Here is a 26,653-nt window from a genome sequence, read left to right as displayed (position 1 = left end):
AGATGGCCAAGAACAAAGATTCAGCGGACCTGACGACCGAAGCCGTCGAGGCACCCGACCTCGAAGCGGCAACCCCACGGCACGGCTTCTTCACCCGCCTCTACACCGGCACGGGCGCGTTCGAAGTCATCGGTAAGCGCAAGCTCTGGTACACGATCAGCGGCGTCATCGTCGCCGTCGCCATCGCGAGCATCCTGCTCCGCGGGTTCACCTTCGGAATCGATTTCGAGGGTGGCACCAAGGTGTCGATGCCTGCGCAGACCGCGACCGGCACCGTCACCACCCAGCAGGTCGAGGACGTGTTCAGCCAGACGCTCGGCAAGCAACCCGAGGCCGTCGTCCTCGTCGGCAGCGGCGAATCGGCCACGGTGCAGATCCGCTCGGAAACCCTGAACAACGAAGAGATCGAGAAGCTGCGCAGCGCGCTGTTCGAGGCGTTCCAGCCGCGGGGACCCGACGGCCAGCCCAGCAAGAACGCGATCAGCGATTCGGCGGTATCGGAGACCTGGGGCGGGCAGATCACCCAGAAGGCGCTCATCGCCCTGGTGGTGTTCCTCGCGCTGGCCGCCGTCTACATCACCGTGCGGTACGAGCGCTACATGGCCGTCGCGGCGTTGGCCACGCTGGTGTTCGACCTCGTCGTGACCGCCGGCATCTACTCCATCGTCGGCTTCGAGGTCACGCCCGCGACGGTGATCGGTCTGCTGACCATCCTCGGTTTCTCGCTCTACGACACCGTGATCGTGTTCGACAAGGTCGAGGAGAACACCCACGGTTTCGAGCACACGACCCGGCGGACGTTCGCCGAGCACGCCAACCTGGCCGTCAACCAGACGTTCATGAGATCGATCAACACCAGCCTCATCTCGGTGCTTCCGATCCTGGCCCTGATGGTGGTCGCGGTCTGGCTGCTGGGCGTCGGCACGTTGATGGACCTGGCGCTCGTGCAGCTGGTCGGTGTGATCGTGGGTACGTATTCGTCGATCTACTTCGCCACGCCGCTGCTGGTGTCGTTGCGCGAACGCACCGAGCAAGTGCGGTCGCACACCCGCCGGGTGCTCAACCGCCGCAAGGGAAGTGCCGCACGGACATCGGACACCGACGCGTCGGCGCCGAAAGAGGCGGGGGAACCCGCGAAGGCGGCGGTGGCGAGCACGGCGACGGCACCCGAGAAGCCCGTGCCCGGCGCGCGCCCGGCCCGTCCGACGAGCGGCAAGACCGGGCGACCGTCGGGTAAGCGCAACACTCGGCGGCGGTAGGTCCCCATGATCACGGCCTGGACTCGGCGTGCGGGTGCACTGGCCGCTGCCCTCGTGGTCGGCGCCGCGGGTCTGTCGGCGTGTTCACGCGGCCCGGCCGACAGCATCGACTTCGCCGTGGACGGCCTGCTGACGACCTACAACACCAACACCGTCGCCGGCGCCGCATCCGGTGGCCCGCAGGCATTCGCGCGGGTGCTGACCGGCTTCAACTACCACGGTCCCGATGGCCAGATCGTCGGCGACCACGACTTCGGCCAGATCTCCGTCGTGGGTCGGGCGCCGCTGATCCTCGACTACGAGATCAACGCCAACGCGGTGTACTCCGACGGCAAGCCCATCACGTGCGACGACATGGTGCTGGCCTGGGCCGCGCAGTCGGGCCGGTTCCCCGTCTTCGACGCTGCCAGCCGAGCCGGGTATGTCGACATCGCATCCGTCGACTGCACGCCGGGGCAGAAAAAGGCGCGGGTCTCGTTCGCACAGGACCGCGCGTTCGTCGACTACGGCCAGCTTTTCGATGCGACGTCGATGATGCCGTCGCACGTGATCGCCGACGCGCTCGGCCTCGGCGACGGCGGGGTCGCCACCGCGATCGCCAATAACGACGGTCCGACGGTCGAACGCATCGCGCAGCTGTGGAACACCACGTGGACCCTGAAGCCGGACCTCGACCTCAAGAAGTTCCCGTCGTCGGGCCCGTACAAGCTCGACTCCGTGACCCCCGACGGCGCCGTCGTGCTCGTCGCCAACGACAAATGGTGGGGCGCCCCGCCCGTCACCGCCAGGGTCACCGTGTGGCCGCGCGGCGCCGACATCCAGGACCGCATCAACCAGGGGGCCTACGACGTCGTCGACATCGCCGCCGGTTCGTCGGGCACGCTGAACCTGCCCGACAACTACGTCCGGACCGATTCGCCGTCCGCGGGCATCGAGCAGCTCATCTTCGCCTCGGCGGGCCCGATGTCCCAGACGCCGGAGCGCCGCGCCCTTGCGCAGTGCACACCGCGCGACGTGATCGCCCGCAACGCGTCGGTGCCGATCGCCAACTCGCGCCTCAACCCCGTCAGCGAGGACGCCTATAGTGCGGCCGAAAGTGCCGCCGAGGGCCGGCAGTTCAGCGTCGCCAACCCCGACGCCGCGCGCGCCGCGATCAACGGGCGGCCCCTGACCGTCCGGATCGGCTACCAGAGCCCCAACGCCAGGCTTGCGGCGACGGTCGGCGCGATCGCCAAGGCCTGTGCGCCCGCGGGTATCACGGTGCTCGACGTCTCGACCAACGACACCGGCCCATTGACGTTGCGCGACAACAAGATCGACGTGCTGCTCGCCAGCACGGGCGGCGCTGCCGGCAGCGGGTCGACCGGCTCCAACACGATGGACGCCTACACCCTGCATTCCGGCAACGGCAACAACCTGTCCCGCTACAACAACGAGCGTGTCGACGGCATCATCGCCACGCTGGCGGTCACGTCCGACCCCAAGGAATTGTCTCGGCTGCTCGGTGAGGGCGGATCGATCCTGTGGACTGACATGCCGACCCTTCCGCTTTATCGTCAGCAGCGGACCGTGGTGACGTCGAAGGACATGTACGCGGTGAGTAGCAATCCGACTCGATGGGGTGCGGGATGGAACATGGATCGCTGGGTGCTGGAGCGGTGAGCGACGGCGCGGCGACAGCCGGTAAGGACATCGCGACGCTCGTCGCCTCGTTGATGCGCGATGTGCCCGATTTCCCCGAACCCGGAATTCAGTTCAAGGATCTGACACCGCTGCTGGCCGACGCACACGGTCTGGCAAAAGTCACCGATGCGCTCGCCGAGACGGCACAGGACGCCGACCTGGTGGCGGGCATCGATGCGCGCGGCTTTCTGCTCGGCGCGGCGGTGGCGCTGCGGCTGGGCACCGGCGTGCTGGCGGTCCGCAAGGGCGGCAAGCTGCCGCCGCCGGTGCACAGCGAGACCTATCAGCTCGAGTATGGCTCGGCCACGTTGGAGCTACCGGCCGAAGGCATCGAGCTCGCCGGACGCCGGATCGTCATCATCGACGACGTGCTCGCGACCGGCGGGACCGTCGCCGCCACGGAGAAGCTGCTGCGGCACTGCGGAGCGAGGGTCGAGCACGCAGCGGTTGTGCTGGAGCTCACGGGACTCAAAGGTCGCGAGGTCCTCGAACCGCTACCGGTGACATCCCTGCTCACCATCTGAGCCGTATCCTCGAAGTCGCAGAGATTTATCGACGGCGGACGGGAGGTGACCATGGCTGAGGACCCCGGTACGGGACAGGCTGTGCAGTCGCCGCCCGACCCGAAGGCGTCGGAAACGCAGCCGCTGGAACTGCCCAAGTCCGATTCGAAGAGTGATTCCAAGACGGAGTCCGCGAAGACGGGGACCAGCGCATCCCGACGGGTGCGCGCCCGGCTCGCCCGCCGGATGACCTCACAGCGCAGCGCCATCAACCCGGTGCTGGAGCCGCTGGTCGCGGTCCACAAGCAGTTCTATCCCAAGGCCAACCTGGCGCTGCTGCAGCGAGCGTACGAGGTGGCCGAGGAGCGTCACGCCGATCAGTTGCGCCGCTCCGGTGACCCGTACATCACCCACCCGTTGGCCGTCGCCAACATCCTGGCCGAACTCGAGATGGACACCACGACGCTGATCGCGGCGTTGCTGCACGACACCGTCGAGGACACCGGCTACACGCTGGAGGCGCTGACCGAGGAGTTCGGCGCGGAGGTCGGCCATCTCGTCGACGGCGTCACCAAGCTGGACAAGGTCGCACTGGGCACCGCGGCCGAGGGCGAGACCATCCGCAAGATGATCCTCGCGATGGCCCGCGATCCCCGCGTGCTGGTGATCAAGGTCGCCGACCGGTTGCACAACATGCGGACCATGCGCTTCCTGCCGCCGGAGAAGCAGGCGGCGAAGTCCCGCGAGACCCTGGAAGTGATTGCGCCGCTTGCCCATCGGCTCGGCATGGCCACCGTCAAGTGGGAACTCGAGGATCTGTCGTTCGCCATCCTGCATCCGAAGAAGTACGAAGAGATCGTGCGACTGGTGGCCGACCGGGCGCCGTCGCGCGACATCTATCTGGCGAAGGTGCGCGCCGAGATCACGGCGACCCTCAACGCCTCGAAGATCAACGCGGTGGTGGAGGGCCGGCCCAAGCACTACTGGTCGATCTACCAGAAGATGATCGTCAAGGGCCGCGACTTCGACGACATCCACGACCTCGTCGGCGTGCGCATCCTCTGCGACGAGGTCCGCGACTGCTATGCCGCCGTCGGCGTGGTGCACTCGCTGTGGCAGCCGATCGCCGGACGGTTCAAGGACTACATCGCCCAGCCCCGGTTCGGCGTGTACCAGTCGCTGCACACCACCGTCGTCGGCCCCGAGGGCAAGCCGCTGGAGGTGCAGATCCGCACCATGGACATGCACAAGACCGCCGAGTACGGCATCGCCGCGCACTGGCGCTACAAGGAAGCCAAGGGCCGCAACGGACTTCCGGCCAGCTACGCCGCCGCCGAGATCGACGACATGGCTTGGATGCGCCAACTGCTCGACTGGCAGCGGGAGGCCGCCGATCCCGGCGAATTCCTCGAGTCGCTGCGCTACGACCTGGCGGTCCAGGAGATCTTCGTGTTCACCCCGAAGGGCGATCTGATCACGCTGCCCGCCGGCTCCACGCCGGTCGACTTCGCCTATGCCGTGCACACCGAGGTCGGGCACCGCTGCATCGGCTCACGCGTCAACGGCCGACTGGTGGCGTTGGAGCGCAAGCTCGAAAACGGCGACCAGGTCGAGGTGTTCACGTCCAAGGCACCCAACGCCGGGCCGTCCCGCGACTGGCAGACGTTCGTGGTTTCGCCTCGCGCGAAGGCGAAGATCCGGCAATGGTTCGCCAAGGAGCGCCGCGAAGAGGCGCTGGAGGCGGGCAAGGACGCGATCGCCCGCGAAGTGCGTCGTGCGGGAATCCCGGTGCAGCGGTTGCTCAATGCCGAGCAGGTGGCGACGCTGGCCCGGGATCTGCGGTACGCGGACGTCTCCGCGCTCTACACCGCTGTCGGGGAAGGCCACGTGTCGGCTCGGCACGTGGTGCAGCGGCTGGTCGCCCAACTCGGCGGCGACGAGGATGCCACCGACGAGATCGCCGAGCGCTCCACACCGTCCACCATGCCGGTGCGCCAGCGCAGCAACGACGACGTCGGTGTGGCGGTGCCGGGCGCGCCCGGCGTGCTGACCAAGCTCGCCAAGTGCTGCACCCCGGTGCCCGGCGACGTCATCATGGGCTTCGTCACCCGCGGCGGCGGCGTCAGCGTGCACCGCACCGACTGCACCAACGCGGCCTCGCTGAAGGAGCAGTCGGAACGGATCATCGACGTGGAATGGGCGCCGTCGCCGTCGTCGGTGTTCCTGGTCGCCATCCAGGTGGAGGCGCTCGACCGGCACCGGTTGCTGTCGGACGTCACCCGCGTGCTGGCCGACGAGAAGGTCAACATCCTGTCCGCGTCGGTGACCACCTCCGACGACCGGGTGGCGATCAGCCGGTTCACGTTCGAAATGGGTGATCCGAAGCATCTGGGACACCTGCTCAACGTCGTGCGCAATGTGGAGGGCGTGTACGACGTCTACCGCGTGACATCGGCCGCCTGACGGTTTTGAGCAAATAATCTCGCCTGATCAGATTTCTGTCATAATTCGGCGATGCGCACTGCACTCATGGTCACTCTGACTGCCGTGGCCCTGCTGATCGCGGGTTGCGGCTCGACCATCAAGCCCGAGGGCGCCGCGCAATCCGTCGTCGATCTGGTGAAGAAGCAAACAGGTTTCGAACCCAAGGACGTGAAGTGCCCCGAGGGTGTCGAAGCCAAAGTGAACGTGACGTTCGAGTGCAAGTTTACCGGCCCCGAGGGCACGGAGTACACCGCCGACATGAAGATCACCAAGGTCGAGGGTGATGACGTCGAGTTCTACATCGAGACGAAGCCCAGCAGCTAGCTAGTCCAGGCGCACCGACTCGATCGTCACACTCTGCTTGGGCTTGCCGTCGTCGCTGCCGTCGGCCGTACCTGCCGCGGCGATCTTGTCCAGCGTGGTCAACCCGGTGTTGTCGATGGTGCCGAAGACGGTGTACGTCGGCGGCAGCATCGAGTCCTCGTAGACCAGGAAGAACTGACTGCCGTTCGTGCCGAGGCCGGAGTTCGCCATCGCCAGCGTGCCGCGCGGATACAACAGCGGCGTCTGCAGCGCCGGGTCGGACAACCGAAACTGGTTGGTGGGGTATTCATTTGGGAACCGGTAACCTGGCCCGCCCGTGCCGGTTCCGCTCGGATCGCCGCATTGCAGCACCCCGAGCGACGGGCCGGTGGTCAGCCGGTGACACGTCGTGTCGTCGTAGAAGCCCTGCTGCGCCAGGCTGGCGAAGTTGTTCACCGTGCACGGTGCCTTGGCATTGTCCAGCTGCAGACCGATCCCGCCGCGGTTGGTCATGATGCTGGCGCTGACCAGCGCGGGCGTCGTGGGCACCCGACCGGTGCGCGGGGGCTTGGCGGGCTTGCTCGCCGGCTCCGTCGTCGCTGGGTATTGGCAGTTGGACCCGAGCGTGGCGGGCGGCTTGAAGTCGGGCAGCGGGTCGGCGTTGACCCCGGGTGTCGGCTCGGCCGTGTACGTGGTGTCGGGGACCATCCCGTCGAGGCTCTCCAGGGTGCGGCCCACGGCGATGAGGAACAGCAGGCTCAGCACCACCACCAGGATGGACAGCGCCGTGATCACATAACCGATGATCAGGCCGGCCAGGGCCATCCCGTGGCCCTCCTCGCCGGTCTTCTTGATCTGCGACATGGAGATGTGGCCGAACACGATCCCCAGGGGCGCGAACACGAACGCGCACACCAGCGCCAGGACGGCGAGTGTGTTCGTCGACTTCGGCGGCGGATACGCGGTGGGTGGCTGCGGATACTCGTACGACGGCGGGTACTCGCCGTATGGCGGAGGGTACGCGCCGTACGGAGGGGGCGGGCTCGTCACGGATCCAGCAGCAACGACGTGATCTTGACCTCGGACTTCGGCTTACCGTCCTCGGCGCCGTTGGCCGTGCCCGCCGCCGCGATCTTGTCCAACGTCGCCAGTCCGGTCTCGTCGATGGTGCCGAACACCGTGTAGTTGGGCGGCAGTTTCGAGTCGTTGTACACCAGGAAGAACTGGCTGCCGTTGGTGCCCGGCCCGGCATTGGCCATCGCCAGCGTGCCGCGCGGGTACACCACCGGCTCCTGCAGCTTGGGGTCGTCGGGCTGGTACTGGTTCGTCGGATATTCGTTCGGGAACTGGTAGCCGGGACCGCCGGTGCCCTGGCCGGTCGGATCGCCGCACTGCAGCACCGACAGGGACTCCGAGGTGGTCAGCCGGTGGCAGGTGGTGTCGTTGAAGAAGCCCTGATTCGCCAGGCTGGCGAAGCTGTTGACGGTGCACGGCGACTTGCCGTTGTCCAGCATCAGGCCGATATCGCCCTGGTTGGTCTCCATGCTGGCGCTGACCTGCGCGGGTTCGGTCGGCACCTTGCCCGTCCGCGGTGGCTTGACGGGCTTGCTGGCCTTGCCGGCCGAGGCGGGGTACTGGCAGTTGTCACCAAGGCCCGCGGGTGCGACGAACGCGGGCAGGCCGCCCTCCGCAGGCGCGGCGGTGGTCGTGGTGGGGTTGTCGGTGGCGGCGGTGTTCGTCGTGTCCGATTTGTCCCTGGTCAGGACGACGGCGACGACCGCGGCGACGACGATGACGGCGGCCACGGCGGATCCGACGATGGTGATGATGCGACGCTTGCGCTCCCTGGCCGCCCGGCGCTCCAGCTGCCGCTCGAGTTTGCGCTTCGCTGTCGCCCGCCGTTGTTCGTTGGTCGGCACCGCCGGTGTCCCTCCTTGTGTTGATCGGTCGGCAACGAGTGTGCCAGGCGTTGCTGAGTGTGGCGTTGCGACCCACGTGAGCGGGGATGGAAAACTGGACGTGTGTTGGTCACCGGATTCCCGGCTGGCATGTTGGCGTGCAACTGCTACGTGCTGGCCCGGCGCGCAGGAGCGGACGCGATCATCGTCGATCCGGGCCAGCGGGCGATGGGGCCGCTGCAGCGGATTCTGGACGACAACCACCTGACCCCCGCGGCCGTCCTACTCACCCACGGACACGTCGACCACATCTGGTCGGCGCAGAAGGTGGCTGACATGTACGGCTGCCCGGCCTACATCCACCCCGAAGACCGGTTCATGCTGACCAACCCGATCAAGGACTTCGGGCCGAAACTCGCGCAGATCGCGTTCGGCGCGCTGTTCCGCGAGCCCAAGCAGGTGATCGAGCTCGACAAGGACGGCGACAAGGTCGAGCTGGGCGGCATCACCGTCACGGTCGACCACACCCCGGGGCATACGCGCGGCTCGGTCGTGTTCCGCGTATCCGAGGGCCCCGAAGAGGTGGTTTTCACCGGCGATACCCTGTTCCGGCAGTCCGTCGGGCGCACCGATCTGCCCGGCGGCAGCGGCCGTGACCTCCTCGGCTCGATCGTCACAAAACTATTGGTTCTCGACGACGACACCGTGGTACTACCTGGGCACGGCGAGAAGTCCACAATCGGACACGAACGCCGCACCAACCCGTTTCTCGAAGGCTTGTACTAGTGAGTGAATTTCAGGCGCCGAAGGGCGTCCCGGACTACCTGCCGCCCGACTCGGCGCAGTTCGTCGGCGTCCGCGACGGACTGCTGGACGTGGCCCGCCGCGCCGGCTACGGCGATATCGAACTGCCCATCTTCGAAGACACCGCGCTGTTCGCGCGCGGCGTGGGGGAGTCCACCGATGTGGTCTCCAAGGAGATGTACACCTTCGCCGACCGCGGCGACCGCTCGGTGACGCTGCGCCCGGAGGGCACCGCGGGGGTGATGCGCGCGGTGATAGAGCACGGCCTCGACCGTGGGCCGCTGCCGGTCAAGCTCTGTTACGCCGGACCGTTCTTCCGCTACGAGCGCCCGCAGGCGGGCCGCTACCGTCAGCTGCAGCAGGTCGGTGTCGAGGCCATCGGCGTCGACGACCCCGCCCTGGACGCCGAGGTGATCGCCGTCGCAGACGCGGGTTTCCGCTCGCTCGGGCTAGACGGGTTCCGGCTCGAGATCACCTCGCTCGGCGACGACACCTGCCGCCCGCAGTACCGGGAGCTGTTGCAGGACTTCCTGTTCAAGTTGGATCTTGACGAAGAGACCCGGCGCCGCGCCGAGATCAACCCGCTGCGGGTACTCGACGACAAGCGGCCCAAGGTGCGGGAGATGACCGCCGACGCGCCCGTCATGCTCGATCACCTCTCCGATGTCGCCAAGCAGCACTTCGACACCGTCCTGGCGCATCTGGACGCGCTCGGCGTGCCCTACGTCATCAACCCTCGGATGGTGCGCGGGCTCGACTACTACACGAAGACCACCTTCGAATTCGTCCACGACGGGCTCGGTGCACAGTCGGGCATCGGCGGCGGCGGCCGCTACGACGGCCTGATGCGCCAACTCGGTGGAAAGGACCTGTCCGGCATCGGCTTCGGACTCGGTGTCGACCGGACGCTGCTCGCGCTCAAGGCCGAGGGTAAGTCGGTCGGCGGCACGTCGCGCGTCGACGTGTACGGCGTGCCGCTGGGTGAGCAGGCCAAGCTCACACTGGCGGTGCTGGCCGCGCGGTTGCGCGCCGCAGGGGTGCGCGTCGATCTGTCGTACGGCGACCGCGGCATCAAGGGGTCGATGCGGGCGGCAGACCGATCGGGCGCATCGATAGCCCTGGTTGCCGGGGACCGCGACATCGAGGCGGGGACGGTGGGGGTCAAGAGCCTCGCGACAGGCGAACAGGTCGATGTACCCGTCGATGACGTGCTTAACGTCATCCTCACCCGCCTGAGCCGGGTCTGACTCCGTATCCGCCGCGGGCATCGGGCCGGGAGCCCGCAGCGCCATCCAACCGGCGGCCACGTTGAGAATGAGCACCACCAGAACCGGCCAGCCCTGGGACGGAACCTGCGCGAGCAGGCCCAGCAGGGCACCCACCGCGGCGGACGTGACGGCCACCATCGCGGCGGCGAAACCGATCAGGATCGCGCGGTGCTCCTCGTCGGCGTATGCGCCGATCCAGGAGATCGCTGCGGTGAACACCGCCTGAGCCGCCATGGCGGCCGTCAGGACGATGGCGCTCTGCAACCACACGTTGGCGGTCACCCCGAGTACCTCGGCCACCGTGGACGCGAGGGACGCGAACGCACTCAGTGCGGCACTGCCGAGCAGCATGCCCCGCACCCCGAACCTGCGACAGACCAACTGCCACACCACCGAGCCGGCCACCAGGCCGATGCTGGACGTCACGACGAGTGCATGCAGGGTCACGTCGCCGTCGGCGGCGCGCAGGGTGTGGAAGGTGGTGCCGAACAGGATCGGGACGAACGTCAGATGGGTGATGGCGTACCGGCGGAACCAGGGCTGCGTACGTGCGACGCGGAAACCCTCCTGGTAGGTCTGCCACGAGGAGCCGCGCGGTGCCGCCGCCGTCGCACGGCATTGGGCCGGCCGCAGGAACAGTGCGGCGACCGCGGCGACCGCCAACACCGCCGCGCCGAGCCACAGCACGTGGACGTGACCGGCCGGCGAACCGCCGGGGAAGAGCAGCGGCGCCGCGACGAGCGTCGTCGCTGTCGCCAGCACCGACCCGGCAGCACCCTGGCTCAGCAGCAGTCGCCCACGCCGCGCGTCGGTGAGTTTGGTGCAGACCACATCGGAGAACGCCACCGTGCTGATACCGGCCACCACGCCGATCCCCGCCGACGTCATCAGCAGCAGCACCGCGTGGCTGGTGAGTGCCTCGATCGCTTCGCATGCGACGAGCAGCGCCATGATCAACGCGGTCCCGGCGACGACGAGGTGCTTGGCATTGCGGGCCCGATGCAGGATCGCAGGCGCCGTGGTGTTTCCGATGATGGTGCCGATAGAGAAGACGGGGAAGAGCAGACCGGCGGCCCACCCGAAGCCACGCTGAGCGCAGACGAAGGGCAGTACCACCGACGCATTGCTCAACTGCACACCCGCGGTGTAGAACGCGCCCTGCGCAAACAGTGGTCGGCTCATCTCAGGCGGCCTGTCCGGTCAGACGGCGGGTGCAACCCCGGCCCGATTTCTTGGCGCTGTACATCGCATGGTCTGCGACGCGCAGCAGCTCGGCCGCATCGCGGTCGTCGTCGGGCGCGACCTCGGTGATACCGACGCTGGCTCCCAGGCGCATCGTGGTGTCGCCGATGGTCACCGCTTCCGACAGCAGCGCATGGATCCGTTCGCTGAGCCGGTCGATGTCCGAGGTGGTGATGGACCCGCGCAGCACGGCGACGAACTCGTCGCCCCCGAGCCGGCCCACCACGTCGTCGGGACGCACGGCGCGCCGCAGCCGACCGGCGACGATCTTCAGCGCGGTGTCGCCCGCTTCGTGGCCGAGGGTGTCGTTGATGCCCTTGAAGTTGTCGAGATCGATGAACAGGATTGCCGCCAAGGCGCTTTCGTCAGAGGCCTGCAGCGCCTCGTTCACCTTTGAGAGGACCCCCACCCGGTTCGGCAGTCCGGTGAGCGCGTCGTGCTGCGCTTGATGGGCGAACCGCTGGCTGGCCGCGAACTCGGCCGTGATGTCCGTGAACGACACCAGCAGCGGGGAGTCGTTGACATCGACCGGGTCCATCAGCGACCAGCTGGTGGACAGCCACACTCGCTTGCCGTCCGGGCGGTCGACGCCGACGACCCGGCCGACAGCCTGACGGATGGTGCGCACGCGGTGCGCCATCGCCCAGCGGTCGCCACCGATGCCGCGGCCGTCGGCGTCGAACATGCTGCGGCTGATGCTGCCTGCACCGTGCCCGTGCATCAGGTCGTCGGCCGCAACGCCGAGGATGCGCTGGGCCGCCGGGTTGACGCATTCGATGTGGCCGTCGCGGTCGAATACGACCAGGCCGGTGGGGAGGACGTCGACGACGGCCCGGAAGTAGTCCTTGGCCCGCGCCGTCCGCATCTTGTCTCGGTTGTGCGGCGGGAGTGTCACAGTTTGGTCAACGGACATGCCCGAAAACTTATGGGGCTGTGCGTCCGCTCAATATCCGCTGACCGGCGCATTTTCCGGGGGATTCCCGATGTCCCCCGATCGGAGGAACGACGCTACAGCGGGTAGTCCGTCTCGTGTCCGCCCCAGCGCAGCCCGACGCGGTCGAAGACCACGGGGCCCGTATAGGCCAGTTCGGTCTCGGACATCCCGTATCGGGCAGTCACATGCGGTATCCACGGATCATGCTGGGCCTGCAGCGGGTATACCTGCGCGGCGACCTCGATGAGTTCATCGCGAAGGTCCGCGAGCTCGGGGGCATCACCGATGAGGTACACCTCGCATTCGCTAGGGGTGCCGGGGCTGAATGTCGCATGCCCGAATGCCTGTGCCTTGATCTCGGTGGACCATCGGGCCACCACCTCGCCGACCCTGCGCGCCAACTCGTTGTCGGGACGGCCGGTGACATCGAGGTCGAAGTCGACGAGGGTGAGGTGCAGTTCCTCGGGTGGCTCGCCGCCGGCCACCGCCAGCCGCGCGGCGTCCTCGGGCCGAGGGAACAGGGCGATCATGCCGCCGGTCTCGAACGCCTGCGTGTCGTCGGCGAGACGCACATCAAATGAGAGTGCGGTGTGCGGCCAGCACAGCACGACCGCGAGCACCACTGCGAGAACTCGAACCGCCACGGCGAAAGTCTCTCAGACCGCCGTCGCTTTCACGGGGCTGGGCTACAGCGCGAACACCTGGCCATCGCGCGCGATCGTGATCTGGCCGGGTGAAGTTCCTGCTGATCTTGTCGATCCACTCGGAGTCGGGAAGATCGGTGGGGCGTAATGGCTCAGCACGACGTGCTTGGCGTTGGCCGCGGCTGCGACCTCACCGACAGCGATGCCGCCAGCGCCGTGCGTCGCGAGATTGCGCCGTGACCACAGCAGGTGTGCTCCATGGCAACAATCTAGGGGACGCACCCCGACGCGCCGTGAATGCCGAACAGATTGTCGCGCAAGAGAACACGGTGCTAGATCACGACGCTTGAGCCGGACCGCCGCTGCGCACGCGTAGGGTTGACGCGATTCGACCGCGGAGGTGTCATGGCCCTGATCGCCCTTGAAGAGCATTTCGCCTGGGATCCAGCCAGTGCCGAGAACGTTGTGGCGGCGTGGTTGCGCACCAACAACACCGTCGCCTACGACCGCCTGTATGACCGCGGCCCGCTGCGGATCGAGCAGATGGATGCCGCGGGCATCGACTATCAGATCCTGTCATTGTTCGACCCCGGCGTGCAGGACGAGACCGACGTCGCACGTGCGGTGGACCTCGCTCGTCGTGCCAACGACGACCTCGCGGAGTCGGTGCGCGCCTACCCGCAGCGGTTCGGCGGCTTCGCGACGCTGGCGACCCAGGACCCCGCAGCGGCCGCTGCTGAATTCGAGCGTGCAGTAACGGAATTGGGCTTGGTCGGGGCGTTGATCAACGGGCACTGCCAAGGCCGATATCTCGACGATCCGGCGTACGAGGAGTTGTTCGCGCGTGCGGAGGCACTGGGGGCGCCGGTGTACCTGCACCCGACGACGCCGCACCCCGCGGTAATGGACGCGTGGTTCGCGCCGTACGTCGACGATGGCCTGCATCTCGCGTCGTGGGGGTTCGCCGCGGAGACGGGCACGCACGTGTTGCGGCTGATCTATTCGGGGCTGTTCGACAAGTTTCCGCGATTGCAGATGATCATCGGGCATCTGGGCGAGATGCTTCCCTTCGCCGCCTACCGCATCGACCGCTACTACGGGCTCGGCGGCGGTGGGTCAGGGCACCGACTGCAGCAGCTGCCGTCTGAGTATCTGCGCAACAACTTCCACGTCACGACAAGCGGCAACTTCTGCCCGCCCGCGTTCGCATGCACGCTGGAGGTGATGGGTGCCGACCGCGTGATGTTCTCGGTCGACTACCCGATGGACGACAACCAGGCCGGCGCGGAATTCCTGGCGTCCTATCCGATGGACGACGCGACGCGCCGCAAGGTCAGCTTCGAGAACGCGATGCGGCTGTTCGGCGACCGTCTGCCCGCCGCGCTGGGTGCCTGATCAGCCCGCGCGGACGACCGCGGTCAGCACCTCGTCGACGTTGCCGATTCCACCGTCGAACGGGTTGCCGCGCTTGAGCACCTTGGTTCCACCGGGCGTCAAGGCGACGAGTTTCGGTGAGCTGGAACCGATTTGCATTCTGCGCGCGAATTGCACCTGGTCGAGTGGGACGATGGCACCGCCGCCGTAGCTGAACAAGCCGAGCTTGCGGTCGATGACCGCGACGGAACGGCAGGCGTGCAGTGGCTGGCCGCGACGCCTGCGTATCTTGCGCACGACGAGCAACGTGATCACGCCGAAGGCGAGCCCCGCCGCGAGGAAGATCGCACCGAGGACCGTCGACGGCGTTCCTGAGACGAGCGCGACCACGCCGAAGCCACCGACGACGAACGTCAGTATGCCCAGGACGAAGGCCAGGATCGTCAGCGCACCCGTGCAGCGGTCGAAGATGTTGACCCGACGTCCGTCATCGGTGACGACGAGTCCACCGGTGTCGATGAGTATGCGCGTCTGTGCCGGTGCGTTCACGCATTGCAGCGTGCCATCTGAGCGGCGATGAGTGTGCGCGAACCCGCAAACGGCTGCTAGATCGCCATCGCGGCGCGGACGTCGGCCTCGGATGCCGAGCCACCGGTGCCGGTGGACGTGACCCGCCCTGCCTCCAGGATGTAGTAGCGCTGCGCGGATTCGAGCGCGAAACCGATGTGCTGTTCGACCAGCAGCACCCCGAGGTCGCCGCGCTGGGTCAAGGCGGTGATCGCGGCCTCGATCTCGGCGACCACCGACGGCTGGATGCCCTCGGTCGGCTCATCGAGAATCAGGCACTTGGGCGTGGTGATCAGTGCGCGTGCGATCGCGAGCTGCTGGCGCTGACCGCCTGAGAGCAGGCCCGCCCGTCGCGTGAGAAGTTCCTTCAACGCCGGGAACAGATCGAGCTGCTCGTCGATCAGCTGCTTGCCGTTCTTGCGTCCGTCGGCGACCACCTGAAGGTTCTCCGCCGTCGTCAGCTGACCGAACGACTGCTGTCCCTGCGGGACGTACGCCAGACCGCGGGCCACCCGTGCGCTGGGCCGCAGCTTGGTGATGTCCTCGCCGTCGAACAGAACCTTGCCCGAACTGCATTTGAGCAGTCCGACGGCCGCGCGCAGCAGCGTCGTCTTACCGGCGCCGTTGTGGCCCATCACCGCGGCGACGCCGTCGGTCGGCACCTCGATGCTGACCCCGTGAATGACCTCGCTGCGGCCGTAGCCGGCACGGACGTCGACCAGTTGCAGCATCAGGAGTTCTCCTCGACGAGTTCGATACCTTCGGCGCCCGCCGCGGCGGTGCCCAGATAGACCTCCTGGACCTTCGGGTTGGCCTGCACCTCGGCCACCGAGCCCTCGGCGATCACCCGGCCGCGCGCCAGCACCGTCACCGACGTGGCGAATGCGCGCATGAAATCCATGTCGTGCTCGACGACGACGACCGTGCGTTCAGCACCGATGCGGCGCAACAGGTTTCCGGTCTCCTCGCGTTCTTCGGTGCTCATGCCCGCGACCGGCTCGTCGAGCAGCAGCACGTCGGCGTTCTGGACCAGCAGCATGCCGATCTCCAGCCATTGCTTCTGCCCGTGGGCGAGCACGCCGGCCGGTTTGTCGGCCAGATGCGTGAGCCCGATGGTGTGCAACGCCTGCTCGATCGCGGGGAGCACGCCCTTGCGGCGCCGCAGCAGCGTCCACGCCGAACGGCCCGCGCCCGCCGCGATGTCGAGGTTCTGCAGCACGGTCAGCTGCTCGAACACGCTCGCGGTCTGGAACGTGCGACCCACCCCGCGCCGGGCGATCTGGTGCACCTTCTTGCCGAGCAGTTCGACGCCGGACTTGTTCACCGAACCCGTCGCGGGCACCAGGCCGGTGATGGCGTCGATCACCGTCGTCTTGCCGGCGCCGTTTGGCCCGATCAGGAATCGCAGATCGCCCTGAAACAGGGTGAGATCGACGTCGCTGACCGCCTTGAAACCGTCGAAATCGACTGTCAAACTCCGCACTTCGAGGTACTGCGTGCCCATTCCGGCGTTGCCGCCCTCGACGGGTTCCTTACCCGCGGCGCTTGCTTCGACCTCGGTCATGACGCGGCGCCCACCTTCTCTGCGTCGGGGTCGGAGTCGGCGGCCTCCTCCGACGGCGGTTCGGCTTTGGTCTTGCGGCGGTATTTCAGGACCGCCCCCAGTCCGGCAAGACCAGCGGGGAAGAAGCCGACGACGACGATGAACAGCAGGCCCTGGGCGTACGTCCACTCGGACGGAAATCGTTCGGAGAACAGGGTTTGCGCCCACGCCACACCGATCGCACCGAGCACCGGCCCCAGCAGTGTGGTGCGTCCGCCGATCGCCACACCGATCAGGAACGCGATCGACGGGAGGATCCCGACCTGTGACGGTGCGATGAACCCGACGATCGGGGCGAACAGCGCGCCGGCGACGCTGGCGAACAGTGCTGCGACGGTATAGGCGACGACCTTGATGTTGGCGGGGTCGTAACCCAGGAAACGCACGCGCTCCTCGCCGTCGCGGACGGCCACCAGCAACTCGCCGTATCGGCTCTGCATGAGCTGCCGGACCACCGCGACGACGAGAAGCAGCACAGCGGCGGCAATGAAGTACAGCATCCGCCGATTGGCCGGGTCGTTCAGTGCGAACCCGAAGAAGGTACGAAACCTGTTGAGCCCGTTGCTACCACCGATGCTGGTCTGCCCGACCAGCAGGATCGCCAGCGCGGCGGCCAGAGCCTGCGACAGGATCGCGAAGTATGCGCCCTTGACGCGACGTTTGAAGACGCCCAGGCCCAGCGCGGCGGCGATGGCCGTCGGCAGCAGCACGATCGCCAGCAGGGTGAAGGCGGGGGAGGCGAACGGCTGCCAGTACCCCGGCAGTTCCCGCACCCCGGCGATCTGCATGAAGTCGGGCACGTCGTCGCCGCGGATCTGGGCGTCGGCGATCTTGAGGTGCATGCCCATCATGTAGCCGCCGAGGCCGAAGAACACGCCCTGGCCCAGCACCAGCATGCCGCCGCGGCCCCAGGCCAGACCGATGCCGACCGCGACGATCGCGAAGCACAGGAACTTCCCGAGCAGCGACAGCCGGAAGTCGGACAGCACGGCCGGCGCCACGCCGAACAGCACCACCGCCGCGACGCCGAACCCCGCCCACGTCTGCCAGCGGCCCAGAACTGTTCTCACACCAAACTCCTTGTGCGAACGGTGAACAGGCCCTGCGGGCGGACCTGCAGGAAGACCACGATGATCACGAACACGATCACCTTGGCCAGCGACGCGGTGGTGTTGTACTCGATGAACGAGTTCAAGAAGCCCAGCGAGAACGCCGCGATGACCGTGCCCTTGATCTGGCCGAGCCCGCCGACGACGACGACCAGGAATGCGTCGATCAGGTAGCTCTGCCCGATCGTCGGACTCGTCGAGCCGATCAGTGTCAGCGCCACACCCGCGACGGCCGCCAAGCCCGAACCGATGAAAAACGTTGTGATGTCGGTCTTACGGGACGAGATGCCGCTGGTTTCGGCGAGGTCGCGGTTCTGCACGACAGCCCGGATACGGCGGCCCATCGGGCTGACCTTCAGCGCGGTCGCCAGTGCCGCCACGCACGCCACGGCGAGCACGAGGATGAAGATGCGGGTCTTGGGGACGACGGCTCCGACGATCTCCACACCGCCCGACAACCACGACGGAGCGATGACGTTGACCGCGGGGGCGCCGAAGAGGTCGCGTGCGATCTGCTGCAGGATCAGACCTACGCCGAACGTCACCAGCAGCGTGTCCAGCGGCCGGTCGTACATCCGCTGGATCAGGGTGACTTCGAGCAGCGCGCCCATCGCGCCGCCGACGAAGAAGCCGACGACGAGCGAAATCAACAGCGACGCACCGGCACTGGAGACGATCTGCTGCACCACGTAGGCGGTGTAGCAGCCAGCCATGATGAACTCGCCGTGCGCCATGTTGATGACGCCCATCTGGCCGAACGTCAGCGACAGCCCGAGAGCGGCCAGCAACAGGATCGATCCGAGGCTCAATCCTGTTGCCAGCTGCCCGATCAGAGCATCCACTTACACATACCCCTGTCGCTTCGCTCGTCGGCTGATCAGCCGGAGAGGCCGGCAGCCCACGGGTACGACTTCAGGTACGGGTCCGGCTCGATCGGTCCGGGCGACTCCCAGATCGTGTAGATCAGGCCGTCCGGGCGGATCTCGCCGATGCGCGCCGTCTTGGTGATGTGGTGGTTCTCGCCGTCGATGGTGACCAGACCCTCGGGCGCGTCGAAGGTGACACCGCCCGCGTTCTCCTGAATTGCGCTCACCTCGAACGACTTCGCCTTCTCGACGGTGTTCTTCCACAGGTAGACCGAGACGTAGGCGGCTTCCATCGGATCGGACGTCGGCTTGTTGGCGCCGTACTTGTCCTTGTACGCCTTGACGAACGCCTTGTTCACCGGGGTGTCGATCGTCTGGTAGTAGTTCCACGCCGTCAGCTGACCGGTGATGTTCTGGACACCGATGCCGCCGATTTCCTCCTCGGCGATCGACACCGACACCACGGGCATCGCCTCCGCAGTGAGCCCGACGTTCTTGTACTCACGGAAGAACGCCACGTTCGAGTCACCGTTGAGGGTGTTGAAGACGGCGTCGGCGTCGGCGGTGCGGACCTTGTTGACGATCGTCGAGAAGTCCGTCGAGCCCAGCGGGGTGTAGTCCTCACCCTTGATCTCGATGCCGTTGGCTTCGGCGTAGGCCTTGATGATCCGGTTGGCTGTCTGCGGGAACACGTAGTCGCTACCGACGAGGTAGAGGGACTTGACGCCCTTCTCCTTCAGGTAGTCCAACGCGGGCACGATCTGCTGGTTGGTGGTGGCGCCGGTGTAGAAGATGTTCTTCGACGACTCCAGGCCCTCGTACTGCACGGGGTAATACAGCAGCGCGTTGGCGCTCTCGAACACCGGCAGCATCGCCTTGCGGCTCGAAGAGGTCCACCCGCCGAACACCGCGGCGACGCAGTCGCTGCTGATCAGCTTCTCCGCCTTCTCGGCGAACACCGTCGGCTCCGAGGCGCCGTCCTCACCGATGACCTGGATCTGCTTGCCCAGGACACCGCCTGCTTCGTTGATCTGCTCGACGGCCAACGCGATGGCGTCGCGCACCGTCACCTCGGAGATCGCCATCGTCCCCGACAGCGAGTTCAGCGAGCCCACCTTGATCGTGGGACCCGAGGTGTCCACGCACGACTCCGCGTTTGCCGAGTCGGACTCGGTCGCCTTGCTTCCACAGCCCGCCAACAGCAGTGCGCTCACGGCGAGGATGCTTCCCGTCGTTAGCGCCGACCTTCTCAACGAGGAGCGTCGTGGTAGTTGCATTGACAGCCTTTCCCTATGTCACCAGCGCACATCGGCGGATGGTGTCGACTGAAGTGCAGAATTTGTGACACCGCCGGGGTGTCGAATCGGGACGTTAGAGCGGCGAAGTTTCTTCTAAATGTCTGCGTGTGACGAACAAATTAACCTGTAAGCGCACCGGTTCGGTTTGCCGCTGGTGGGTACCAGCAGAGCCGATCTTGGGGCCGTGTAACGGTCGGGTACGGTGCGGCGATGTGACCAACATGCGAAAAGCGACAGCCATGGTCGGGGCCGCGCTGGTGCTGGCGGCAGGTTCACTTGCGGTCAGCCAAGCGACGGGGAGTGCGCAGCCATCCGAGCCGAACGTCAGATACGTCGTCACCGCGGATGCACCGCTGAGTTTCGACGTCAACTATGTGACCAGTTCGCCAGCGGATCTCAAGGCCTTCAACGCCGACTCAGCGGCGTACTCGGCCAGGGGCAACTTCGTTGTCCCATGGGAGACCAGCGTGACGCTGACCGACCCGCAGTGGGCGTACATCAGCGTGGCTCGGGCCGGCCATGCCATGGAGGCCCCGCCGAACGCGCATTGCGAGATCTGGGTCGACGGCCAGCTGGCCGTGCAGAACACGGGTCCCACCACGGCGTTCTGCCAGCTCGGTCGCTGGTGATCCGCTCGCTTACGAGCGAACCCCAAGGGAGACAACAAAAAAGAAGGGGTGTACGAACCCCTTCCACTTTCAACATATAGCGGACTGGGGGTCTTGCCGCAAGACCCCGGTCATGGCGCACAATCGGCAACCCAACGTAATAACCAGCCGAAATGGGGGGCCGGAAAATGCGAGTCTTGTTGTCGACGTGGGGATCGCGCGGAGACGTCGAGCCGATGTTCGCTTTGGCGGTGCAGCTTAAGGCGCACGGCGTCGATGTGCTCATGTGTGCGCCGCCGGACTTCGCGGAGCAGGCCGCGCGCATCGGTGTCCCGATGACGCCTGCGGGAAAGTCGGTGCGCGAGTTGGTGCACGGCGCGAAGGACGCCAAGCCGTCGACGCCAGCGGATGCGCCGCGCGTCGCGGCCGAATTGGTGGCCAGTCAGTTCGAGACGGTGGCACCGGCCGCCGAGGGTTGTGACGCCGTCGTGGCGACGGGCCTGATGCCCGCCGGCCAGCGTTCCATCGCCGAGTCGCTGGGCATCTACTACGCGTGTGTGGCGTTCATGCCGGGCGTGCTGCCCTCGCCCCATCAGACGCCGCTCTCGCGGCCCGGCCGTCCGTTCCCGCCGGGCGCCACCAACGAGGAGATGTGGGAGGTCGACGCCGAACGGGTGCAGGCGCTCTACGGCGGCCCGCTCAACGCGCACCGGGCGGCGCTTGGGCTACCTCCGGTGGACAACGTCCGCGACCACGTCCACACCGACCGTCCGTGGCTGGCGGCCGACCCGATCCTTGCGCCGTGGCCGGGGTCGCCCGACTTCGACGTCGTGCAGACGGGTGCGTGGATCCTGCCCGACACCCGCCCGCTGCCCGCCGAGTTGACCGCCTTCCTCGAGGCGGGCGCTCCGCCGGTGTACGTGGGCTTCAGCAGCGTGCGGACGCCTGAGGACATCGCCGCGGTGGCCGTCGAGGCGATCCGTGCGCAGGGGCACCGCGTGCTCATCTCGCGGGGTTGGGCCGAGCTGCGACCGGTCGACGACACCGACGACTGCCTGGTCATCGGCGAGGTGAACCTCCAGGCGTTGTTCCCGAGGGTGGCGGCCGTCGTGCATCACGGCGGGGCGGGGACGACGACGACGGCGGCGCGGGCCGGGGTGCCTCAAGTCGTCGTGCCGCAGATCGCGGATCAGCCGTACTGGGCGGGGCGCGTCGCCTCCCTGGGCATCGGGGCCGCGCACGACGGCGCGAATCCGACGCGCGACTCCTTGTCGGGTGCACTCGCGACGGCGTTGGCGCCGGAGGTACGCGCGCGGGCGGCGGAGTTGGCTCCTGCGATCCGCGGCGACGGAGCGGAGGTGGCGGCGAAGTTACTGATCGACGCCGCTACCTTGACATATGATCGAACATAAGTTCGAATCAAAGTATGCGGTGGGATGGCCAGGCGGTTGGCGTCGACGATGGCGCGCTGCCCGGTCTGCAGCGAATGGGCTTCATCCGCAGCGTGCGTTCGCCGCAGTTCGAGGGGATGACGTTCCACGAGATCCTGTGCAAGTCGGCGTTGAACAAGGTGCCGAACGCGGCGATGCTGCCGTTCCGGTACACGGTCAACGGCTACCGGGGTTGCTCGCACGCCTGCCGCTATTGCTTCGCTCGTCCCACCCACGAATATCTGGATCTGGATGCCGGCGCGGATTTCGACACCCAGGTCGTGGTGAAGACGAATGTGGCCGATGTGCTGCGGCGCGAGCTGTCGCGGCGGTCGTGGCAACGTGAGACCGTGGCGCTTGGCACGAACACCGATCCGTATCAGCGCGCGGAGGGGCGCTACGCACTCATGCCGGGAATCATTGCGGCGCTTGCGGATTCCGGCACGCCGTTCTCGATCCTGACCAAGGGCACGCTGTTGCGCCGCGATCTGCCGTTGATCACCGAGGCGGCTCGGCATGTCGATGTGAGTATCGCGGTGTCGCTGGCGGTCGGTGATCCCGAGCTGCACAAGGACGTCGAGCCGGGGACGCCGACGCCGCAGGCCCGCCTGGGGCTCATCGCCGCGGTGCGCGAAGCGGGGCTGGACTGTCACGTCATGGTGGCGCCGGTGCTGCCGCACCTGACGGACTCGGTGACGCATCTCGACGCGTTGTTGGGTGAGATCGCGGCGGCGGGAGCGACGGGGGTGACCGCGTTCGGGCTACATCTGCCGGGATCGACGCGCGGATGGTTCATGGCGTGGCTGGAGCGGTCGCATCCCGAACTGGTCGCGGTGTATCGCGAGTTGTACGGGTGCGGAGCGTATCTGCCGTCGGACTACAAGAAGATGTTGCACGACAGAGTGACTCCATTGATCGCCAAGCATGGCCTGGCGCCGGACCGCCGGCCGTTCCGCGCCGTGGCCGCTCCCGCTGTCGATTGCGCTGAGGCGCTGCAGCCGACCCAGCCGACCCTCTTCTAACGCCGAAACTGGGGACAGCAGGCTCGGCAGGGGTGCCTAACCCTTGTTGCGCTTCACTTCTTTGAACGGCACACCGCGGTCGGCGGCATACTCGCGGGGGAAGCCGAGCACGCGTTCGCCGATGATGTTTCGCGCGATCTCGGTGGTGCCGCCGCCGAGCGCCGCCGCCTGCCGTGACAGGTACCGCTCGCCGAAGCGGAGCAGATCGTCGCCGATGTCGACCACGCCGGAGCTCCCGGTGAGCGACAGCACCGTGTCGAACTCCAGATGGTGCACGTCGGCGTGCGTCACCCGGATGATCGAGCCCGCCGCGGGCGGAAGTGAGCCGTCGAGCACACCGTGGTACACGTGGTCGATGAGCTGCTCGCGCACCGCACGGTGCACCAGCGCGCGACCCGCGAGCTCCTGCGCCCGCTCGCTGTCGGCCTGTCCCGTCGCCTCCAGCAGCGCGACGTAATCGACCGGCACGTCGGACTTACCTTCGGCGCCAATGCCGCTCGCGAATTCCGACCCGCCGCCGACCGCGCGGCGCTCGTGGTACAGCTGGCGGGAGGCAACGTGCCAGCCGCCGTTGACCTCGCCCACGACCGCGTCGTCGCCGAGCTCGAGGTTGTCGAAGAACTCCTCGCAGAACTCGACCGAGCCGTTCACCTGCTTGATGCGTCGCAGCGTGATGCCCTCGCTCTTGATCGGCACCAGGAACATGGTCAGACCCTCGTGCTTGGGCACATCCCAGTCGGTGCGGGCGAGCATCAGCCCGTAGTCGGCGGCGAATGCGCTGGTGCTCCAGGTCTTCGCGCCGTTGATCACCCACTTGTCGCCCTTGCGGTCCGCGCGGGTGATGACGCCGGCGAGATCCGACCCGCCGCTGGGCTCCGACAAGAGCTGCACCAGCACCTCGTCACCCCGCAGCGTGGCCGAGATATGTTGCTGCTTCTGCTCTTCGGACCCGGTGTCGAGAATGGTCGCGGCGCAGATGGTGAACGTCGGCGTGTTCAGGATGATCGGCAGTTCGTAGCACCGCGATTCGGTGTTGAACGCCCGCTGGTATTCGATCGGCAGACCGAGGCCGCCGTACTCGCGCGGGAAACAGATGCCGGCGAAGCCGCCGTCCCACAGCTTGCGCTGCAACTCGCGGGCACGCTGCCACGGCTCCTCTTCACCGCGGTCATGCTCGGGCGGGTTGGCCGGGTCGATCGGCGGCATGTTCTCCGCCAACCACTTTCGCGCCCTGGCCGCGAACTCCTCGACCGACTCCGTCTGGGTCGGCGCCTGTGCGGTTTCGGTCATGATGCCTGCTCCAGGTTCTTGGTCAGCGCGTACACGCGGAGGTTGTGATCCTCGGGGGTGCCGTACAGCGAGCGGTAGAGTGTGACCCGCCGCAGGAATATGTGCAGATCGTGCTCCCAGGTCACGCCGATGCCGCCGTGCAGCTGGATGCAGTCCTGCAGCATGCCCGGAGCATGTTCGCCCACATAGGATTTCGCGACACTGACGGCCATCTCGGCGCCGGGGGAGCGTGCGGCCACCGCGGCGACCGCGGCGTTCGTCGTCGCCCGGCACGACTCGAACCAGATCTTGAGATCGGCGTACTTGTGCTTCAGCGCCTGGTACGAGCCGATGGGCCGGCCGAACGAATGCCGGTCGAATCCCCATTGGATCGTGAAGTCGAGCACCGTCTCCAGGATGCCGACGACCTCCGCGCACTGCAGGATCGCGGCGATCTGGCTCTGCCGCGCGATGAGCGCCGGGGTCTGCTCGGCGGAGCCGACAACCGCGGAGGCGTCCACCTCGACGCCGTCGAATTGCACTCGGGCATAGGTCTTCACCATGTCGATGGACCGGTTCGATTCGACGGTGACACCCGCTGCGTCCGTCGGGACGAGGAACTGTCGCACCGCACCGTCGCAGTTCGCCACCACGAGCAGCACGGCGCTTTCGGCGCCTGCCTCGACGCGGTCCTTCACGCCGTCGATGCGGTACCCGGTGTCGGTGGGCGTCGCGGTCATCGACGCATCGAGCGGTGACCACTGTTTACCCGGTTCGTAGACGGCCCAGGATGCCACGATCTCACCCGAGATCAGGGATTCGATTGTCTGCTCGTGATTCTCGGGTGCGTCGGCCAGCGCGGCCAGCACGACGCTGACGGGATGCAGTGGACCAGGTGCGACGGTGCGGCCGGACAGTTCGGCGACCAGCGCGAGGTCGGCGACGCCGTCACCGGACACGCTGCCGCCGCCGAGTTCCTCGGGCACCAGCAGGCTGGTCCAACCGAGGTCGGCGGCTTGGCGCCACCAGTCGATCTCGAACGGCGTTCCGGCGTCGTGGAGTTCGCGAACCCGGGCCAGCGAGGCGCCCTTTTCGAGGAACGACTGGGTGGTCGAGGCGAACAGCAGCCGTTCTGGGTTTGCGTCGGTCACGGCGCAGGCTCTCTTTCACTGATGCGCGAAGTGCGTGCCGGCAGCCCGACACGCACCTTCACGACGGTTGCCGTTGGATCAGGCGGGGATGACGAGTGCGGGAACGTCGGGGTTGTGGACGATCTCGTTCGGCACCTTGAACAAATCGATCATATTGCCGCCCATCACCTTTCGCTGGCCCTCGTCGTCGAGGCCCTGCAGGTCGTCGATCAGGTGAGTGGGTTCGGCCAGCCCCTCCGGATGCGGCCAGTCGGAGCCGAAGATCACGCGGTCGACACCGATCAGATCGGCCATCTTCGCGAAATCGTCCTCCCAGAACGGCGCGACGTACACGCCGCGTTTGAACGCCTGGATCGGATCCTCCAGGAACTCCTGCGGCAACTTCTGGTAGACGCTGTCGAACTGCTTGAACAGGTAGGGCACCCAGTCGGCGCCGTTCTCGATCGACAGGACGCGCAACTCCGGGTTGCGGGTCAGCGCGCCGTGGCAGACCAGCGCGGCCATCGAGTCCTCGATCGCCCGCTTGCCCATCGAGACCATCCTGAAGGCCGTCGGACGGAACGGCAGGTACTCGTCGGCCGGTTCCCAGTCGTTGAGGTACTCCGCGTAGCCCGAGTCCGAGGCGTGCATCGAGACGGGGATGCCGGCCTTCACGCAGGCCTGCCAGAACGGGTCGAACTCCTCGGTGCCGAACGATCTGGTGCCCTTCAAGCCTGGCACCGGCGCGGGCCGCACGAGCACGGTCTTGGCGCCGCGCTCCAGACACCATTCGAGTTCCTCGAGCGCGCGGTCGATGATCCCGAGGTTGATGACGGGAGTGGAGAAGATCCGGTTCTCGTAGTTGAACTGCCACGTCTCGTACATCCACTGATTGAGGGCGTGGATGACGTCGGCGATGAGCACCGGGTCGTCCTTCATACGCTCCTCGACCAGGCTGGCCAGCGTCGGAAACATCAGCGAGTAGTCGAGCCCCAGGCCGTCCATGACCTCCAGCCGTGCCGCGGGATCTCGGAACGCCGGGATGGCCTTCATCGGCTTGCCCATCACCTCGCGGAAGCTCTTGCCGCCGCTGCCGTGGCGGAAGTATTCCTCCTGCGCACCCGGCCGGGCGACGATCTCGAAGGTCGGATTCGGGATGTAGTCGCTGACCTGGTTGCGGACCATGATCTTGGTGCGGCCGCGGACCTCGATGTAGTCGATGACGTGCTTGCGGTGGTCCGGCAAGAACTGCGTCAGTGCCTCTTTGGGCTCATAGAAGTGGTTGTCGGCGTCGAACACCGGATAGGGGAGCGCGCGGGTCATGATTTCGCCTCCAGGGAATCTTGACTAGCTGT

At 66.9% G+C, this 26,653-nt stretch carries 25 protein-coding genes and 2 pseudogenes; 12 read left to right on the top strand and 15 right to left on the bottom strand.

What is annotated here, in order from left to right; all coding sequences use genetic code 11:
* Positions 1-2 precede the first annotated feature (2 nt).
* The 5 genes from secF to G6N43_RS19350 are packed head-to-tail and all read left to right on the top strand — an operon-like array spanning position 3 to position 6,253.
* Positions 3-1,259 carry a protein translocase subunit SecF gene (secF, locus tag G6N43_RS19370; RefSeq protein WP_083149722.1) on the top strand — a complete coding sequence of 419 codons (1,257 nt, stop codon included), beginning with the start codon at positions 3-5 and terminating at the stop codon, positions 1,257-1,259.
* Positions 1,260-1,265: 6 nt separating this feature from the next.
* Positions 1,266-2,921, top strand: a complete 1,656-nt coding sequence (locus G6N43_RS19365) for an ABC transporter substrate-binding protein (protein WP_083149721.1) — start codon at positions 1,266-1,268, stop codon at positions 2,919-2,921.
* Entirely contained in the window at positions 2,888-3,466 is a 579-nt protein-coding gene (locus G6N43_RS19360) for an adenine phosphoribosyltransferase (RefSeq protein WP_234810011.1), read from the top strand. Before G6N43_RS19365 ends, G6N43_RS19360 begins: the two co-directional genes overlap by 34 nt.
* Before the next feature lie 51 nt (positions 3,467-3,517).
* Positions 3,518-5,908 carry a RelA/SpoT family protein gene (locus G6N43_RS19355; RefSeq protein WP_083149719.1) on the top strand — a complete coding sequence of 797 codons (2,391 nt, stop codon included), beginning with the start codon at positions 3,518-3,520 and terminating at the stop codon, positions 5,906-5,908.
* Between the two features lie 51 nt (positions 5,909-5,959).
* Entirely contained in the window at positions 5,960-6,253 is a 294-nt protein-coding gene (locus G6N43_RS19350) for a DUF4333 domain-containing protein (protein WP_083149718.1), read from the top strand.
* Here G6N43_RS19350 and G6N43_RS19345 read toward each other — a convergent pair whose 3' ends face one another.
* Together G6N43_RS19345 and G6N43_RS19340 are read right to left on the bottom strand one after the other, a co-directional pair.
* Positions 6,254-7,282 (bottom strand): peptidylprolyl isomerase, encoded by a 1,029-nt coding sequence (locus G6N43_RS19345; RefSeq protein ID WP_083149717.1) that lies wholly within the window; start codon positions 7,280-7,282, stop codon positions 6,254-6,256.
* A complete protein-coding gene (locus G6N43_RS19340; protein WP_083149716.1) occupies positions 7,279-8,151 on the bottom strand; it encodes a peptidylprolyl isomerase in 873 nt (290 codons plus the stop codon). The genes G6N43_RS19345 and G6N43_RS19340 overlap by 4 nt, the downstream gene beginning before the upstream one ends.
* A 102-nt stretch (positions 8,152-8,253) precedes the next feature.
* Here G6N43_RS19340 and G6N43_RS19335 point away from each other — a divergent pair, with 102 nt between their 5' ends.
* Both G6N43_RS19335 and hisS read left to right on the top strand, forming a co-directional pair.
* Positions 8,254-8,916, top strand: coding sequence for an MBL fold metallo-hydrolase (locus G6N43_RS19335; RefSeq protein ID WP_083149715.1), 663 nt, complete (start codon positions 8,254-8,256; stop codon positions 8,914-8,916).
* Entirely contained in the window at positions 8,916-10,181 is a 1,266-nt protein-coding gene (hisS, locus tag G6N43_RS19330) for a histidine--tRNA ligase (protein ID WP_083149714.1), read from the top strand. Before G6N43_RS19335 ends, hisS begins: the two co-directional genes overlap by 1 nt.
* Before the next feature lie 60 nt (positions 10,182-10,241).
* On the opposite strand, the pseudogene G6N43_RS31095 reads toward hisS, so the two are convergent.
* Positions 10,242-11,090: pseudogene (locus G6N43_RS31095) on the bottom strand (MFS transporter); the annotation flags it as partial.
* Here G6N43_RS31095 and G6N43_RS19315 point away from each other — a divergent pair.
* The gene (locus G6N43_RS19315; RefSeq protein WP_133056537.1) at positions 11,023-11,295 is read left to right on the top strand and encodes a hypothetical protein; all 273 of its coding nucleotides are present in this window, start codon (positions 11,023-11,025) and stop codon (positions 11,293-11,295) included. The pseudogene G6N43_RS31095 and the gene G6N43_RS19315 overlap by 68 nt on opposite strands.
* Positions 11,296-11,385: 90 nt before the next feature.
* Here G6N43_RS19315 and G6N43_RS19310 read toward each other — a convergent pair whose 3' ends face one another.
* The 3 genes and pseudogenes from G6N43_RS19310 to G6N43_RS30700 form a co-directional block, all read right to left on the bottom strand.
* Complete coding sequence (locus tag G6N43_RS19310) at positions 11,386-12,357, bottom strand: sensor domain-containing diguanylate cyclase (RefSeq protein WP_163658155.1); 972 nt, start codon at positions 12,355-12,357, stop codon at positions 11,386-11,388.
* Positions 12,358-12,452: 95 nt separating this feature from the next.
* Positions 12,453-13,022, bottom strand: a complete 570-nt coding sequence (locus G6N43_RS19305) for a 2'-5' RNA ligase family protein (RefSeq protein WP_133056536.1) — start codon at positions 13,020-13,022, stop codon at positions 12,453-12,455.
* Between the two features lie 42 nt (positions 13,023-13,064).
* A pseudogene (locus G6N43_RS30700) lies at positions 13,065-13,220 on the bottom strand (MBL fold metallo-hydrolase); the annotation flags it as partial.
* A 207-nt stretch (positions 13,221-13,427) separates the two neighbouring features.
* Here G6N43_RS30700 and G6N43_RS19300 point away from each other — a divergent pair.
* Positions 13,428-14,417: an amidohydrolase family protein gene (locus tag G6N43_RS19300; RefSeq protein ID WP_083149708.1), complete on the top strand. Its 990-nt coding sequence runs from the start codon at positions 13,428-13,430 to the stop codon at positions 14,415-14,417.
* Here G6N43_RS19300 and G6N43_RS30495 read toward each other — a convergent pair whose 3' ends face one another.
* From G6N43_RS30495 to urtA, 6 genes are read right to left on the bottom strand one after another with little or no spacing between them, the layout of a single operon-like run.
* The gene (locus G6N43_RS30495) at positions 14,418-14,945 is read right to left on the bottom strand and encodes a hypothetical protein (RefSeq protein WP_179967893.1); all 528 of its coding nucleotides are present in this window, start codon (positions 14,943-14,945) and stop codon (positions 14,418-14,420) included.
* Between the two features lie 56 nt (positions 14,946-15,001).
* Positions 15,002-15,694 (bottom strand): urea ABC transporter ATP-binding subunit UrtE, encoded by a 693-nt coding sequence (gene urtE / locus G6N43_RS19290; protein WP_083149707.1) that lies wholly within the window; start codon positions 15,692-15,694, stop codon positions 15,002-15,004.
* The gene (gene urtD / locus G6N43_RS19285; RefSeq protein WP_083149706.1) at positions 15,694-16,527 is read right to left on the bottom strand and encodes an urea ABC transporter ATP-binding protein UrtD; all 834 of its coding nucleotides are present in this window, start codon (positions 16,525-16,527) and stop codon (positions 15,694-15,696) included. Before urtD ends, urtE begins: the two co-directional genes overlap by 1 nt.
* Positions 16,524-17,636 (bottom strand): urea ABC transporter permease subunit UrtC, encoded by a 1,113-nt coding sequence (gene urtC / locus G6N43_RS19280; RefSeq protein ID WP_083149705.1) that lies wholly within the window; start codon positions 17,634-17,636, stop codon positions 16,524-16,526. The genes urtD and urtC overlap by 4 nt, the downstream gene beginning before the upstream one ends.
* Complete coding sequence (gene urtB, locus G6N43_RS19275; RefSeq protein WP_083149704.1) at positions 17,633-18,517, bottom strand: urea ABC transporter permease subunit UrtB; 885 nt, start codon at positions 18,515-18,517, stop codon at positions 17,633-17,635. Before urtB ends, urtC begins: the two co-directional genes overlap by 4 nt.
* Positions 18,518-18,552: 35 nt before the next feature.
* Entirely contained in the window at positions 18,553-19,818 is a 1,266-nt protein-coding gene (urtA, locus tag G6N43_RS19270) for an urea ABC transporter substrate-binding protein (protein ID WP_083149703.1), read from the bottom strand.
* 242 nt (positions 19,819-20,060) lie between these two features.
* Between urtA and G6N43_RS19265 the strand changes: the two genes are divergently transcribed.
* The 3 genes from G6N43_RS19265 (at position 20,061) to G6N43_RS19255 (ending at position 22,899) form a co-directional block, all read left to right on the top strand.
* Positions 20,061-20,468, top strand: coding sequence for an Rv2576c family protein (locus tag G6N43_RS19265; RefSeq protein WP_083149780.1), 408 nt, complete (start codon positions 20,061-20,063; stop codon positions 20,466-20,468).
* A gap of 167 nt (positions 20,469-20,635) precedes the next feature.
* On the top strand, positions 20,636-21,859 hold the full coding sequence (locus tag G6N43_RS19260; protein ID WP_083149702.1) for a glycosyltransferase: 1,224 nt from the start codon (positions 20,636-20,638) through the stop codon (positions 21,857-21,859).
* 14 nt (positions 21,860-21,873) lie between these two features.
* Positions 21,874-22,899, top strand: coding sequence for an Rv2578c family radical SAM protein (locus G6N43_RS19255; RefSeq protein WP_083149701.1), 1,026 nt, complete (start codon positions 21,874-21,876; stop codon positions 22,897-22,899).
* A 36-nt stretch (positions 22,900-22,935) separates the two neighbouring features.
* Here G6N43_RS19255 and G6N43_RS19250 read toward each other — a convergent pair whose 3' ends face one another.
* From G6N43_RS19250 to G6N43_RS19240, 3 genes are all read right to left on the bottom strand, one after another.
* On the bottom strand, positions 22,936-24,189 hold the full coding sequence (locus tag G6N43_RS19250) for an acyl-CoA dehydrogenase family protein (RefSeq protein WP_083149700.1): 1,254 nt from the start codon (positions 24,187-24,189) through the stop codon (positions 22,936-22,938).
* Complete coding sequence (locus G6N43_RS19245; RefSeq protein WP_083149699.1) at positions 24,186-25,319, bottom strand: acyl-CoA dehydrogenase family protein; 1,134 nt, start codon at positions 25,317-25,319, stop codon at positions 24,186-24,188. The genes G6N43_RS19250 and G6N43_RS19245 overlap by 4 nt, the downstream gene beginning before the upstream one ends.
* A 78-nt stretch (positions 25,320-25,397) precedes the next feature.
* Positions 25,398-26,621 (bottom strand): amidohydrolase family protein, encoded by a 1,224-nt coding sequence (locus G6N43_RS19240; protein WP_275989736.1) that lies wholly within the window; start codon positions 26,619-26,621, stop codon positions 25,398-25,400.
* Between the last annotated feature and the right edge of the window lie 32 nt (positions 26,622-26,653).

It is taken from the genome of Mycolicibacterium moriokaense, assembly GCF_010726085.1.
Taxonomy (GTDB): Bacteria; Actinomycetota; Actinomycetes; order Mycobacteriales; family Mycobacteriaceae; genus Mycobacterium; species Mycobacterium moriokaense.
This window is presented reverse-complemented; position numbering and strand designations above follow the sequence as displayed.

Bases quoted from the DNA above. Each gene is read 5' to 3' on its own strand.
- secF (WP_083149722.1), top strand. From the start codon at position 3: ATGGCCAAGAACAAAGATTCAGCGGACCTGACGACCGAAGCCGTCGAG.
- G6N43_RS19365 (WP_083149721.1), top strand. From the start codon at position 1,266: ATGATCACGGCCTGGACTCGGCGTGCGGGTGCACTGGCCGCTGCCCTC.
- G6N43_RS19360 (WP_234810011.1), top strand. From the start codon at position 2,888: ATGGAACATGGATCGCTGGGTGCTGGAGCGGTGAGCGACGGCGCGGCG.
- G6N43_RS19355 (WP_083149719.1), top strand. From the start codon at position 3,518: ATGGCTGAGGACCCCGGTACGGGACAGGCTGTGCAGTCGCCGCCCGAC.
- G6N43_RS19350 (WP_083149718.1), top strand. From the start codon at position 5,960: ATGCGCACTGCACTCATGGTCACTCTGACTGCCGTGGCCCTGCTGATC.
- G6N43_RS19310 (WP_163658155.1), bottom strand. From the start codon at position 12,357: ATGTCCGTTGACCAAACTGTGACACTCCCGCCGCACAACCGAGACAAG.
- G6N43_RS19300 (WP_083149708.1), top strand. From the start codon at position 13,428: ATGGCCCTGATCGCCCTTGAAGAGCATTTCGCCTGGGATCCAGCCAGT.
- urtE (WP_083149707.1), bottom strand. From the start codon at position 15,694: ATGCTGCAACTGGTCGACGTCCGTGCCGGCTACGGCCGCAGCGAGGTC.
- urtD (WP_083149706.1), bottom strand. From the start codon at position 16,527: ATGACCGAGGTCGAAGCAAGCGCCGCGGGTAAGGAACCCGTCGAGGGC.
- urtA (WP_083149703.1), bottom strand. From the start codon at position 19,818: ATGCAACTACCACGACGCTCCTCGTTGAGAAGGTCGGCGCTAACGACG.
- G6N43_RS19265 (WP_083149780.1), top strand. From the start codon at position 20,061: ATGCGAAAAGCGACAGCCATGGTCGGGGCCGCGCTGGTGCTGGCGGCA.
- G6N43_RS19260 (WP_083149702.1), top strand. From the start codon at position 20,636: ATGCGAGTCTTGTTGTCGACGTGGGGATCGCGCGGAGACGTCGAGCCG.
- G6N43_RS19255 (WP_083149701.1), top strand. From the start codon at position 21,874: ATGCGGTGGGATGGCCAGGCGGTTGGCGTCGACGATGGCGCGCTGCCC.
- G6N43_RS19250 (WP_083149700.1), bottom strand. From the start codon at position 24,189: ATGACCGAAACCGCACAGGCGCCGACCCAGACGGAGTCGGTCGAGGAG.
- G6N43_RS19240 (WP_275989736.1), bottom strand. From the start codon at position 26,621: ATGACCCGCGCGCTCCCCTATCCGGTGTTCGACGCCGACAACCACTTC.